The sequence below is a fragment of the Paraburkholderia podalyriae genome (assembly GCF_014397785.1).
In the GTDB taxonomy this organism is placed as follows: Bacteria; Pseudomonadota; Gammaproteobacteria; order Burkholderiales; family Burkholderiaceae; genus Paraburkholderia; species Paraburkholderia podalyriae.
Map to the genome: position 1 here is coordinate 64,577 of NZ_VZQQ01000013.1, position 12,833 is coordinate 77,409.

Below are 12,833 nucleotides of genomic sequence, written 5' to 3' on the forward strand. Positions count from 1 at the left end.
GATGCGACCGTTACGTCTCCCTCGGAACTCACCGATGACCGACCGCGATCCTCACCTGCCGCCGAAACTGCACAACCCCGATTCAATCGATAACGCCAACGACGCTCCCGACGACCCCGAACGCCGGCGCGTGCTGACCGGTCTCGCGGCGGTCGGCCTCGGCCTCGCGCTGACCGGCTGCAAAACGGGCGAGGGACTTGCGGGCAACGGTCCGCCGCGCAGCGCCGCCGACTTGCGGCTCGACGCTGCGCTGCACGATCAGGTGAAGAACATCGTGGTGATTTACGCGGAAAACCGCAGCTTCGCGAACCTCTACGGCAACTACCCGGGCGTCCAGCATCCGCTCGACGCGGTCAGCGCCGAGCAATACGTCCAGTTCGACCGCGATGGCAAGACGCCGCTGCCACGGCTGCCGGCGATCTGGGGCGGGCTCGTGCCGCAAGCGCAGGAAGTGGACGGCAAGCGCTACATGATCGGCGAAAAGGATCTCGATCATCTGCACAACCGGCCATTCCGCATCGCAGATGCGCACGGCGCGCCGCTGCCGACCAGCGTGATCACGCGCGACCTCGTGCATCGCTTCTATCAGAACCAGATGCAGATCAACGCGGGGCGCAACAATCAGTTCGCCGCGTGGGGTGATTCCGGCGGCCTTGTGATGGGGCACTACCGCAGTTCCGCCGACACGCTGCGCCTATGGAATCTCGCGCAGCAGTACACGCTGTGCGACAACTTCTTCATGGCCGCTTTCGGCGGCTCGTGGTTGAACCACATCTTCCTGATCTCGGCGCAGGCGCCCTTCTATCCGGACATCCACAACAGTCCGGCGAGGAAGATGGTGTCGGTCGTCGAAGGCGACGATCCGACCGGCACCCGTTTGAAGCTCGCCCCCAATTCGCCCGCGTCGGCGCTCGACGGCCCGCCGAAGTTCGTCAACGACGGCGCTTTCACGGCCGACGGCTACGCGGTCAACACGATGGCGCCGCCGTATCAGCCGAGCAGCGTCCGTCCGGCCGAAGGCGGCGACCCGGCTTTCGCGGATCTGTCGAACCCGCGCGTGATGCCGCCGCAGCATTACGCGACGATCGGCGACCGGCTGACCGGCAAGGGCATCGACTGGGCGTGGTACAGCGGCGCGTGGCAATACGCGCTCGATCATCGTGATACCGGGTCGATGCCCGACTTTCAGTACCACCATCAGCCGTTCAACTACTTCGCCAATTACGCGCCGGGCACCGCCGCGCGCCGCCGCTACCTGCGCGACGGCGGCATGGGCAATGACGCGTCGACCAATCGCCTGATCGCCGACATCGATGCGGGACGTTTGCCGACCGTCACGTTCTACAAACCGCAAGGCGACCTGAACATGCACGCGGGCTACGCGGACGTCGCCTCGGGCGACCGTCACATCGCGACGCTGATCGAGCACATTCAGCGCGGCCCGCAATGGCAGAACACGGTCGTGATCGTCACCGTCGACGAGAACGGCGGCTGGTGGGATCACGTCGCGCCACCGATCGGCGATCGCTGGGGTCCGGGTTCGCGCGTACCCGCGCTCGTGATCTCGCCGCTCGCGAAGAAGGGCTATGTCGATCACACGGTGTACGACACGAACTCGATTCTGCGTTTCATTAACCGTGTGCATGGACTCGCACCGCTCGATGGCGTAGTCGTGCGCGACAAGGCATTCGCCAGCAACGGACTGGCGCCGCTCGGCGATCTGACCGCTTCGCTCGATCTTGCTTGAGCGCCTGGCGGCTGCGTTGATTTGCCGCGGCTCGCGGTGTGCATGTGGTCGTTACAGCATGCATCTCGCGAATGCCGCGGCGCATTGAGCATGCACTGTATCTCGCCACACGATTTCACGAATATTTTTCCATTCGCACGTGATGCCTTTGGCTTGCATAAAGCGCCGCACGGCCTAGACTGGTAAAGCCCTTCGCAATTTATGAACGGAACTGCCATGCGACTGACCATCCTGATCAACGGTTCCGATCCCACCGTAAGCCATGACTACGCTGTGCTCTGGCTCGATACCGATGAACATCGGTGGTCGAGAGAAGCGCATCAAGGGATCGACCTGCCCCCGTGGGGCGAGTTGCGCGACGAGAACGGCGTGACCACACTGTGCGCACCAAGCGCCGACGCGCCGCTCTGTACATTGCGAGGTCTGCACGTCGATCGCAAGGAGCGAGTGAGCGCCGCGCAAGGCGCCGCCGCATGGACGGCGCTGCAAACACGCAAGGCGACGAGCGGCTTCTGGCGCTTGCAGGCAGTGGATCGTCAAAAAGTTTGCGCTGAAAACAGCGTGTTCGGTAATTAGGTTCTGTCGCGATTCGTCGCGCTTTTCTTTCCGGTCGAAACTTCCGACTCATTGCGCGAGCACCGCTCGCACGTGTCAATCTGTACGTGCGCAAACGAACGTAAGGTCATGCGATATAGCCCCGCTTAAGACCTTCTTAAGCTTGCGTGCGTAGAGTCGGAAGTCCACGCATTCGGGTCGCTGCAAAGCGGCCCATTTTTTTGTCCGGCGCACGCCGCCTCCCTTCTTTCCAGGTTCCCTTTCTTCGATTTGCATTGTGCTGTCGCTCGATGCGGGCCGCGACGCTATACTTGCGCCCCCCGTCCATCAAACCACCGACACATGAAGAAGTGGCTTGCCTGTCTGTTCTTCGCCGTCGCCGCTCATGCGAGCGCGGCGCCTTCCTGCACCGGGTTCACGCCGAATGCGCAATGGCCCGTCCTCACCAATCAGAAGATGGCGCCGAAAACGCGCCTGCTTTGTTATAGCGATTTCGCCGTGCTGCATTCGGGTATCACTCACGGTCCGCTGTGGTCGGCCGAGCATCTGACGCGCGAGCACATCGAAGAAGCGAAAGATAGGGTGCGCACCAACAAGTTCTTTGAAGAATCGCGTCTGCCTGACGGCGAAGGCGCGACACTCGCCGACTACAAACGCAGCGGCTTCGATCGCGGTCATATGAGTCCGGCGGGTAATCGCTGGAACGATGAGGCGATGGCGCAATCGTTCTCGCTCGCCAACATCGTGCCGCAAAACCGTCAGAACAACCAACGATTGTGGGCACGCATCGAAACCGCGGTGCGCAAGATCACGCTCGCCTACGACGACACTTACGTCGTGACCGGACCGCTGTTCGCCGGCCAGCAATTGCAGACGATCGGACCGACGCGCGTATTGGTGCCCACTCAGTTGTATAAGGTCGTGTATGTGCCGTCGCGTCAACTGGCATTCGCAGTCGTGGTTGATAATGTAGCGACCAACCGCTACGACATGCGCACGATTCACGAACTCGAAGCGATGTCGGGCATCCGTTTTCCGGGCATTCCGGATAACCTCAAGGACCAGCGGCCAGGAGGACTAAAAGGTGTTTAAACCCTATTCGAACGATGATGACGTGCTCAATATTCAGGGCGATGCACTCACGCTCAGCAACGGCACGACGCGTGTCGTGCTGAACGGCACGCTCGAATTGACGCGCGACCAGCGCGGATTGAAGGCGGCGCTCGCACTGAAGGAAGCGCTCGATGCAATCGTCGCGAGTCTGCAGGCGCAGCAGGATCTACCGGCGAAGGTGAAGGACGAGCCGGATGCGAAACCGGGTGTCGTGCAGAATCCGTTTCAATAATCGGATTCGCCGGCGTTGCATTTACGCAACCTGGCAGATGCGCAGTTTTTACTGATCCCGGGCACGCAAACCTTTGCGTGCCCGCCTGTTTTCCAATCTCGCGCCAGTAGAGCGGATAGACTTCCCGCTGTCACAGAATGTTCATGGAGAAACCTTAGCGTGCGAGGTTCTTCATACACCGACTGGCGTCGCCATGCATGCAGCGTTCTCGAGATTTCGCCGTTCTTCCGCACAGGGGAATCCGCACACTGCCGGAGATCTGTGCCAGGAAGTCCCGTCCGTCGACGTTGAAGATCCCAACTCCGTGGTGATGGAGATCTTCTCGGCGCGCCGCGACATGCAGAGCCTCGCTGTCATCGATGACCACCGTCCGATCGGCCTGATCAACCGCGATATTTTCATGTCGCAAATGAGCAGGCCGTTCCATCGGGAACTTTACGACAAGAAAAGCTGCATCGCGTTCATGGACAAGGAGCCGCTGATCGTCGATGCCGACGTGAGCATCGAAGCGCTGACGTTCAGGACTGTCGAAGCTGGAGAAAAGGCGCTGGTCGATGGTTTCATCGTGACTCGCGACGGACGCTTCTCGGGCCTGGGCAGCGGTCTGCAGCTTATCAGCGCGGTTGCGGAAATGCAGGCGGAGAAGAACCGTCAGATCATGCAGAGCATCGAATACGCCAGCGTGATACAGCGCGCGATGTTGCGTGCTTCGAGCGAGACGCTGTCGACGAAACTGCGCGACGCGGCGATGGTCTGGGAACCTCGCGACGTCGTCGGCGGCGATTTCTATCATTTCGCGGCCTTTCCGAACGGCTGGTTTGGCGCTGTCGCCGATTGCACCGGACATGGCGTTCCCGGCGCCTTCATGACCTTGCTTGCTTCAGCGTCACTGTCGAAGGCGCTCGAACACATCGGGCCACGCGATCCGGCCGCACTGCTGGCGGCCATCAATCGAAACGTCAAGGGCTTGTTGGGGCAAGTGAACAGCGCCGCTGAAGGAAGCCAATCCAACGACGGCCTCGATACGGCACTCTTCTGGTTCGATGCCGCGGAGAGCGTGCTGCATTTTGCCGGCGCGAGGATCGCGCTGCACATCCTGTCGCCCGGCGCCGCGGAGTTCGAAACGATCGGAGCCGACCGGATGGGCGTCGGTTATGTGGACAGCCGCGCCGATTATGCATGGAGCTTGCGCTCGATTCCGGTCACGGCGGGTAGTCTGCTGTTTATCTATACCGACGGCCTGGCCGATCAGATCGGCGGCCCCCGCAATATTTCTTTCGGCCGGCGCCGTGCGGTCGACCTGATCCTCGAAAGCCGCGCCGAAACCCCGGCGACGATTTGCGAGCGCGTCCGGCTCGCGCTCGCGCAATGGCAAGGCAACCAACCACGCCGTGACGACGTCACGCTTTTCTGCGCCCGCATTTAGTGAATTTCCCGAATGTCCCAACTACCAGAACAAGACAGCGCCTTTTTCGAACTTGCGCAGCGACGCAACGTGCTCTTCTATCACAAGGGCTACTTCTCCCATAACATTGTCGCGGCGATGGGCGAGGTCGTGAAACTGCAGCTGGAAGTCGCTGGCGTCAGCGGTCCTACCCGCCGCAGAATTTTCTCGTCCTTTATCGAGCTGGCGCAGAACATCGTTCATTACTCGTCGAATGCTCTGGAGCCTGGCGGCCAGCAGGCGGGCGAGATACGCGAGGGCGCCGTGTGCATTTCCAGGCACGGCGAGCATCACGTGATGTTGTGTGTCAATCCCATCGCGACTGCCGAGGTCGAGGGCCTGCGCTGCAGGCTGGAGCCTCTGCGCAACATGTCCGTTGAAGAAATCAAGCAGGCGTACAAGGTGTCATTGCGCACCGACGCTCCGAAAGACAGCAAGGGCGCCGGCCTCGGCTTCCTGACGATGGCGCGCGATGCGAGCGCGCCCCTTGAATTCGCTTTTCATCCGCGTGCCGACGAACCCGGCACCACGCTGTTTTGCCTCACGGCCATCATCTGAGCAGAAAGGCACACGACAATGGAAAACCTACACATCCCCGCGACGACGACGTCGCCTGAAGTCGATTTTCGCTTCGACCAACACGCGTTGTCGATCAGGGGCGAGTCCTACCCTGAAAACGCAGCCGCTTTTTTCGCGCCGATCATCGAGCAGATGCGCAAGTACCTCGCCGCGAACGCCGGGGCCGAGATCACCGTCGACGTCGCGCTGACGTACTTCAATAGCTCGAGCACGAAAATGCTGTTCAACATCTTCGACGCGCTGGATCAGGCGGCGGAATCGGGAAGCCGCGTGTTGATGAACTGGTATCGCGACGAGGAAGACGAGACCATTGCCGAATTCGGCGAAGAACTGAAGTCCGATTTCCGCGCGATCGAGTTCACCGATCGTCCCATCACGCAGCAGGGACGATAAAGTGCGTTCGACCTCTTCCAGCGAAGTGTCCTCGGGCGGCGCGCCCGATCTGTTCCAGAACGAGAGCTCGGCGCTGGCGAAGGCTCTCGCCATGCATTCGGTTATCGACGCAGATGCCGCGGCGTATCGCCAGTCGTTGGGCGAACTGATCGAGCACTTCCAGCGCCTGATGCGCGAAACACGGCGCCTGATCGGCCGCAGCGACCGGGCTGAGCGCGAGATGCAGGCGCTGGGCCAGCAGTTGGCGTATCGCGCATCGCACGACGCGTTGACGGGCGTACTGAACCGCAGTGCGGTCATCGAGCGGACCAGCAAGGTCTTGCGCACCAGCAGCGCGGTCATGATCATCCTGGACATCGACGAGTTCAAACGGATCAACGACGAATACGGCCACCCCACTGGAGACGCGGTCATTTCGGGGGTCGTCGATTGTCTGCGCAGAATCGTGGGCGAACAAGGCTTCATCGGGCGAGTGGGCGGTGAGGAGTTCACCGTGCTGCTGCCCGGTCATGAACCGGCCAGTGGCGCCATTCTTGCCGAGCGCATGCGAGAAGCCATCAGTGACTCGCTGGTCGTTGCACCGGTCGAGCGCCGCATCACGGCCAGCTTTGGCGTCAGCATCAACGAAGTCGGAACCGGCTTCGACACCGCGTATGGCCTCGCCGATGCTGCCTTGTACCGCGCCAAGCGAAGCGGGCGCAACCGCGTGGAATTTGCCGATCGATAGGCGGATGAGCAGACATATAGCGCGCCGTTACGAGTAGATCAGGAGCGCCTTAACGCAAGTCATGCAGCCACCTGAACATTCACTATCCGGGCGGGCCGGTTTTCGCTCGCGCCGCGTTGACGGAAAGGGAAGTGCCTTGGGACAGGAAGCAACGCGCAAAGCCGGTACTGTCATAGCCGTGCTTGCCATTCTCGCTGTCATTGCGACGAGCACCTTCCTCGCAATTCGCCAGAGCAGCGACCAGGACAGTTCGCTTCGGACGATCCAGGCTTCCGGGCGGCTGCGCCACGACCTCGACCAGGTCCAGCACGTCATGCTCGATGAGCATGCCACGCTCTACACCTCGATAGCGACGGTGCCGCTCTACCACCGCGCCGCCTACAGCTTTCCGATGCTGGAATTGCTCGCCTTGACGCGCGACGCGCGCGAGAGTTGCAGCGAGAATCAGGAATGCGTAGCGCGGCTGTCGGATCTGGACGACATGATCGGCAGGCTGAGCGAACTGAGCTTTGGTCTTGCGCGCAAGATTGCGGAACATCCCGGAAGCGTGGCAGTGGGCGACCCCAGACTCGAGGAAATCGACGCCTACTTCTATAGCGTCCTGGAGCGGGTCGTCGACGTACGACTTGCGGCCGACGCCAAGGTCGCTTCAGTCGTCAGCAAATCCTCACTGGACGCGAAGTGGTTTACGCGCATGCTGTTGAGCTGCGGCGTCGTTGCGGCCTTGTTGCTGGTTTCGCTGATTCACTGGAATGGGCGCATTGGAGCGCGCCTTCGTCGTTCGCTCAAAAGACTCGAGCATCAAGCCAGATACGATGCGCTGACCGATCTGCCGAACCGGATGCTGCTTGCCGAACATCTTTCAGCGTCGCTAGTGCGCGCGGCAGCGACAGGACAAAACGTTTCCGTCCTTTTCCTCGATCTCGATCGATTCAAGGACGTCAACGATTCGCTCGGACACCGCATTGGCGATTTGCTGCTCAAGGCCGTGGCGCGAAGGCTTCAGCGTCTGCTGCGGGCGACGGATTTCGTCGCGCGCTACGGGGGTGATGAATTCGTCATCGTGGCCGAACGAGCTGACGCGACGCAACTCACCGAAATGCTGGACACGCTCATTCACGAGATGAGCGAGCCGTATAGCATCGGCGAGCATGAGCTCTATCTTGAAGCAAGCATCGGCGTCAGTACTTTTCCACAAGATGGAGCCAAGCCGGATCTGCTGACACGAAATGCGGACGCCGCGTTGTACGGGGCGAAATCGCGTGGGCGAAACGGCTACCAGTTCTACGAACCGGAACTGAGCCGGGCCGCGGCAGAGAAGTTGCGGCTTACGACACGGCTGCGGCGCGCTGCGAAAGCCAATGAGTTGTATCTGGCGTATCAGCCGCAGATCGACATGCAATCCGGTTGCATCGTCGGCGCCGAGGCGCTTTTACGGTGGCACGACGAGGAACTCGGTGAGGTCTCGCCGGCCGTATTCATCCCGCTTGCGGAAGAAACCGGTCTGATCCAGAGCATCGGCACGTGGGTACTGCGGCACGCGTGCCTGCAGGCGAACGCATGGGTACGCTCAGGTCTTCCGCCTGTGCGCATATCGGTCAATGTTTCACCCCTTCAGGTCGAGCGAGCAGACCTTCCAGGCGTAGTGCGCTCGGCACTCGAGGATGCCCACTGGCCCGCCGAACTACTGGAACTCGAAGTTACCGAGGGCACGTTGATGCACAACGCGGAAGAAGCGCAACGGGCTTTTCGCGAACTGCGCGAGCTCGGCGTGTCCATCGCTATCGACGACTTCGGCACCGGTTATTCGAGCCTGAGCTATCTGAAACGCTTTAGTGTCGACCGCATCAAGATCGATCGCGCGTTCGTTTGCGAGATCGGTAGAGACAAGGAACTCGAAGCTCTGTCGCTTGCCATCATCGCTATTGCCGAAACGCTGAGCTTCGATGTCGTGGCCGAAGGGGTCGAGCTCGACGTTCAGCGCGAATTTCTGGTCCGCCACGGATGCACAGTGGCCCAAGGGTTCCTGTTTAGTCCAGCGGTCTCGCCGGAGGCTTTAGCACGAATGCTCGGCAAGACCGCGGTCGGGGACTTCCTTGAGCGTCGCGCCTTTCCGGGGTCTCGCATTCCGAGGCGCGATATGTATCCGCGCTGACGCACTACTTACGTTTTGTCACCAGCGCAGCGTCAACTCCTGTATTCCGCCCAACGTTAAACCGGCAGCGCTGAAATGATTCAGCCGCGACAAACGAATCCACCGATTCAACCAGGAGTCACATCATGAAGATGCTTTTCGCCGCTGTTGCTTCCGCTCTGCTCGTATCGACCGCATTCGCTCAAACGGCCGCACCGTCGGCCGCACAACCCGCACAAGCCACGCAGATGCCGACCGCCGGCCAGGCGAATCTGAAGGCGAGCACCGCGGCACAAGCCGGCGTGACGAACGCCAGCGCGACCGCGACGAAAGCGCCTGCCGCAGCCGCTACGCAAAAGCACCTGAAAAAGACTTCCGCCCATACGAAGAAGGCCCACAAGTCCACGGGCAAAAACGCCGTCGAAACGAGCGCCGCGAAGACTAAAACGGAGAGCGCGAAAGAGGCCAGCACTGCCCCGGCGAAAGCCGACGGCGCACAAGCCGACACGACCAAAACGCAATAACACGTGATCGGTTCCGGCGCTCACCGGCCATGCAGGTGTTGTTCAAATAGAAGTTGATCGAAGCCGGGCTGTGCCGTTCAGGGAGGGCGAGTCTTATGACTCGCCTTTTTTCCATACGGCAAGTCATTCCCCGTCGTATCTTTCTGCCGACGTTATCAATCGCGCTCGACCAGAGCGTAATCACGCAGCTTGTCCGCATCGACGATTTCGATCTCCGCATCACGCAGTTTCAGCGCGGCAAGTTCATTCGATGAAAAACGCTCCGTCATGGACGGTACTCGTGCGCGATCGTCGCTGATTGTCGGCTATCCGATGGTTTCAAAATCGGCTGTCCGCGATTATGCTGACTTTGACACAGGAGCGGCACTGATGAGAACGCTGACGCAACAACTGACGCAATACGCGGCCTACCATCGCGACCGGCGCAATATCGCCACCCACTTCGCCGGCATTCCGATGATCGTGCTCGCGCTCGCGGTATTGCTGAGCCGCCCGTCGTTTGGCGCGGGGGTGTTCCCGATCACGTTATCGCCAGCGTGGCTGTTGTTCGTCGCGGCGACCGTCTACTACCTGGCGCTCGACGTGCCGCTCGGCGTGACGATGGCCTGCGTGTCGGCGCTATGTGTCGGGTTCGGCGAGTGGATTGCCGCACAGGCGACGCTCGGGTGGCTCGCGACCGGCATTGGGCTGTTCGTGGTCGGCTGGGTGTTCCAGTTCGTCGGTCACGTCGCGTACGAACATCGCAAGCCGGCATTCGTCGACGACGTGATCGGCCTGTTGATCGGTCCGCTATTCGTGCTCGCCGAAGCGCTGTTCAAGGTCGGCTGGCGCCCCGAGTTGCGCGATGCAATAGACGCGCAAGTGGGTCCGACGCGCATCAATCCGCAGCGGACCGAAGCGCATCGCTGAGCGGTCGCCGCAGGTTAGTTCGACGCGAGCCGAACGAAGCGCACGCTATGCAGCGCGGTCAGCGCGACGGCGATCCAGATCGGCACATAGGTCGCGAGTTGCGCGGCGCTCAGCGTTTCGCGCAACAGCGTGATCGACACGAATACGAGCAGCACCGGCTCGACGTAGCCGAGAATGCCGAACAACGCGACCGGCAACAGACGGCTCGCCTTCAGATACGACGCGAGCGCGAGCGTGCTCAACGCGCCGAGGCCCGGCAACAGCAGACACCACATTTCCGCACGTCCCGCGATCGCTTGCAGCGAAGCGCCGCTGACGATGGACACGATCGCCACCGGCAACATCAACGCCATTTCGACCGTGAACACCGCGAGCGAATCCTGATTGATCCGACGGCGCAGCATCAGATAAGGCGGATAGCCGAGCGCAACGACGAGCGTCGGCCACGAGAACGCGCCCGTCACCCACAGCTCGTGAGCCACGCCAAGCGCCGCGCACGCGACCGCGAGCCACTGCAAGGCGTCGAGCCGCTCGTGATAGTGGAAGCGCCCGACCAGCACCATCACGAGCGGCAGCAGGAAATAGCCGAGCGACACTTCCAGCATGCGCCCATGCAGCGGTGCCCACAGAAACAGCCACAGCTGCGTGCCGAGCAAGCCCGCGGCCACGACCATCGCGGCGCAGAGCTTCGGCTGCGTCATCATGCGGACAACGAGCGCGCGCAGAATCGGTAGACGCTTGCGCACCGCGACGAGCAGCAGCGCGCCGGGCACGGTCCACACGATGCGCCACGCAAAGATGTCGAGCCCCGACAGCGGTTTGAGCAGCGTCGCGTAAGCGGACAGTAATGCGAACATCGCCGACGCACTGACCGACAGCGCAAGCCCGCGCCTGAAGTCGTGGTGGTTCATTGCGCGGTCCGGGATCGGTGCGACGCGTGGGCTTTCGGCGCGCGACGCAGGCGCGCGGCGTTCGTTGTCGTCATGAAGGTGTGTCTCGTGAGCAGGCGGACACGCGGGCAAGGCGGCGCACGCTGCGGTGTTGTTCTGAAGCGGTGGCGCGAATCGCAGGAAAACGGGCATTCTAGACGGGTTATTTGCCAATGGGCCTGCGGTTCTTCGTCAATCGACTGCAATTAGTCGTGCGCATCGCGCGTCGATGCACTAGAACATAACTTCATGCGCCGCGGCCGGCGAATCGCCATTTACGGTTCGTCATCGCCTCGCGCGAATCTTGCTGCGTAGTTTCGCTCGCTGTGGCGGCATCACTCGCGACAATGACAGCCACGGCGGCACGAAACGAGCAATAGCCACGAGCCGGGTCGGCGAATGCAGCTCCGAGCGTAGTCTTGTGGGCCGCCACGAATCGACGCCCGCGCATCTCGCCCACGGCATGCCTGAACCGCGTTTTATCGCGCATGCCACCGCCCGGCAGCAATCCCGCTCATCGAATGTGACTACTGGAGCCCGCATGACCCAGCCAGCCCTATCGCTTAGCAACTCGCCTTCCGAACTGCGTCGCGCCTTCGCCGCCGACGTGTACGCCGGCCTCACCCACACGCCGCAGCGAGAGCTGCCGTCGAAGTATCTGTACGACGAAGTCGGCTCCGCACTTTTTGAAGTGATTACCGTATTGCCCGAATACGGCGTTACGCGCGCCGAGGAACGGCTGCTCACGAAGCACGCGGCCGATATCGTCGAGCATTTGCCGCACGACGTGACGGTCGCCGAACTCGGCAGCGGCAGCGGCCGCAAAACGCGGCGCATTCTCGAGGCACTGTGTAAAAAACGCCCTACTTCCTACTGCCCGATTGAAATTTCGCGCAGTGCGTTGCAGTTGTGCCGGCGCGAGCTCGGCGACATCGAACGGATTTCGATCGTCGGTTATGAGCGCGACTATCTGGCCGGCCTCGCCGAAGTCAGCCGGCAGCGCGCGCCCGGCGACCGGTTGCTCGTGCTGTTTCTCGGCAGCACGATCGGCAATTTCGGCAGGCTCGCGGCGACGCGTTTTCTGCGCGAGATCCGCAACATGCTCGCGCCCGGCGACGCGCTGCTGCTCGGCACCGATCTGATCAAACCGACGCCGGTGCTGGTCGCCGCGTACGACGACGCGATCGGCGTGACCGCGTCGTTCAATCTGAACCTGCTCGCGCGCATCAACCGCGAACTCGACGGCGACTTTCCGCTCGATGAGTTCGAGCACGTGGCGCGCTTCAATCCGGACGCGCGCAGCATCGAGATGCATCTGCGCGCGAAGCGCGATCTCACGGTGCATGTGCGCGCCGCGCAGCTGACGGTGTCGCTGAAGGAAGGCGAGACGATCTGGACCGAAAGCAGCCACAAGTATCGCGCGGACGAATTGCCCGCGATCGCCGATGGCGCCGGCTTCGTATGCAGCCATCAATGGATCGAGGATCAGTGGGGATTTGCGGAGAGTTTGCTGGTGGCGCGCTAAGCGCTGACAACACGGCAGACAG

13 protein-coding genes are annotated in these 12,833 nt (G+C 61.6%); 12 read left to right on the top strand and 1 reads right to left on the bottom strand.

All coding sequences use genetic code 11. The annotated features are described in order from the left end of the window. Positions 1-34: 34 nt before the first annotated feature. From F6X42_RS17255 to F6X42_RS17305, 11 genes are all read left to right on the top strand, one after another. Positions 35-1,747: an acid phosphatase gene (locus F6X42_RS17255; RefSeq protein WP_187635380.1), complete on the top strand. Its 1,713-nt coding sequence runs from the start codon at positions 35-37 to the stop codon at positions 1,745-1,747. 216 nt (positions 1,748-1,963) lie between these two features. Further along, a complete protein-coding gene (locus F6X42_RS17260; protein WP_187635381.1) occupies positions 1,964-2,323 on the top strand; it encodes a DUF3564 domain-containing protein in 360 nt (119 codons plus the stop codon). 321 nt (positions 2,324-2,644) lie between these two features. Next, on the top strand, positions 2,645-3,394 hold the full coding sequence (locus F6X42_RS17265; protein ID WP_187635382.1) for a DNA/RNA non-specific endonuclease: 750 nt from the start codon (positions 2,645-2,647) through the stop codon (positions 3,392-3,394). Next, a complete protein-coding gene (locus tag F6X42_RS17270) occupies positions 3,387-3,647 on the top strand; it encodes a hypothetical protein (protein WP_187635383.1) in 261 nt (86 codons plus the stop codon). The genes F6X42_RS17265 and F6X42_RS17270 overlap by 8 nt, the downstream gene beginning before the upstream one ends. 310 nt (positions 3,648-3,957) lie before the next feature. Next, the gene (locus F6X42_RS17275) at positions 3,958-5,073 is read left to right on the top strand and encodes a SpoIIE family protein phosphatase (protein WP_187635503.1); all 1,116 of its coding nucleotides are present in this window, start codon (positions 3,958-3,960) and stop codon (positions 5,071-5,073) included. Between the two features lie 12 nt (positions 5,074-5,085). Continuing rightward, entirely contained in the window at positions 5,086-5,649 is a 564-nt protein-coding gene (locus F6X42_RS17280; protein ID WP_187635384.1) for a SiaB family protein kinase, read from the top strand. Positions 5,650-5,667: 18 nt separating this feature from the next. Further along, positions 5,668-6,063: a DUF1987 domain-containing protein gene (locus tag F6X42_RS17285; protein ID WP_187635385.1), complete on the top strand. Its 396-nt coding sequence runs from the start codon at positions 5,668-5,670 to the stop codon at positions 6,061-6,063. A gap of 1 nt (position 6,064) precedes the next feature. Then, entirely contained in the window at positions 6,065-6,790 is a 726-nt protein-coding gene (locus F6X42_RS17290; protein WP_187635386.1) for a GGDEF domain-containing protein, read from the top strand. Positions 6,791-6,926: 136 nt separating this feature from the next. After that, positions 6,927-8,945, top strand: coding sequence for a putative bifunctional diguanylate cyclase/phosphodiesterase (locus F6X42_RS17295; protein WP_246530115.1), 2,019 nt, complete (start codon positions 6,927-6,929; stop codon positions 8,943-8,945). A gap of 125 nt (positions 8,946-9,070) precedes the next feature. After that, positions 9,071-9,448, top strand: coding sequence for a hypothetical protein (locus F6X42_RS17300; RefSeq protein WP_187635387.1), 378 nt, complete (start codon positions 9,071-9,073; stop codon positions 9,446-9,448). A 369-nt stretch (positions 9,449-9,817) separates the two neighbouring features. Next, positions 9,818-10,357 (top strand): Mpo1 family 2-hydroxy fatty acid dioxygenase, encoded by a 540-nt coding sequence (locus F6X42_RS17305; protein WP_187635388.1) that lies wholly within the window; start codon positions 9,818-9,820, stop codon positions 10,355-10,357. Positions 10,358-10,371: 14 nt separating this feature from the next. Here F6X42_RS17305 and rarD read toward each other — a convergent pair whose 3' ends face one another. Continuing rightward, positions 10,372-11,268: an EamA family transporter RarD gene (gene rarD, locus F6X42_RS17310; protein ID WP_187635389.1), complete on the bottom strand. Its 897-nt coding sequence runs from the start codon at positions 11,266-11,268 to the stop codon at positions 10,372-10,374. Between the two features lie 559 nt (positions 11,269-11,827). Between rarD and egtD the strand changes: the two genes are divergently transcribed. Beyond that, positions 11,828-12,811 carry an L-histidine N(alpha)-methyltransferase gene (gene egtD, locus F6X42_RS17315; RefSeq protein ID WP_187635390.1) on the top strand — a complete coding sequence of 328 codons (984 nt, stop codon included), beginning with the start codon at positions 11,828-11,830 and terminating at the stop codon, positions 12,809-12,811. The last annotated feature ends 22 nt before the right edge of the window (positions 12,812-12,833 follow it).

Coding starts and splice junctions, on each gene's coding strand:
- F6X42_RS17255 (WP_187635380.1), top strand. CDS start 35: ATGACCGACCGCGATCCTCACCTGCCGCCGAAACTGCACAACCCCGAT.
- egtD (WP_187635390.1), top strand. CDS start 11,828: ATGACCCAGCCAGCCCTATCGCTTAGCAACTCGCCTTCCGAACTGCGT.
- F6X42_RS17260 (WP_187635381.1), top strand. CDS start 1,964: ATGCGACTGACCATCCTGATCAACGGTTCCGATCCCACCGTAAGCCAT.
- rarD (WP_187635389.1), bottom strand. CDS start 11,268: ATGAACCACCACGACTTCAGGCGCGGGCTTGCGCTGTCGGTCAGTGCG.
- F6X42_RS17285 (WP_187635385.1), top strand. CDS start 5,668: ATGGAAAACCTACACATCCCCGCGACGACGACGTCGCCTGAAGTCGAT.
- F6X42_RS17300 (WP_187635387.1), top strand. CDS start 9,071: ATGAAGATGCTTTTCGCCGCTGTTGCTTCCGCTCTGCTCGTATCGACC.
- F6X42_RS17280 (WP_187635384.1), top strand. CDS start 5,086: ATGTCCCAACTACCAGAACAAGACAGCGCCTTTTTCGAACTTGCGCAG.
- F6X42_RS17305 (WP_187635388.1), top strand. CDS start 9,818: ATGAGAACGCTGACGCAACAACTGACGCAATACGCGGCCTACCATCGC.
- F6X42_RS17275 (WP_187635503.1), top strand. CDS start 3,958: ATGGAGATCTTCTCGGCGCGCCGCGACATGCAGAGCCTCGCTGTCATC.
- F6X42_RS17265 (WP_187635382.1), top strand. CDS start 2,645: ATGAAGAAGTGGCTTGCCTGTCTGTTCTTCGCCGTCGCCGCTCATGCG.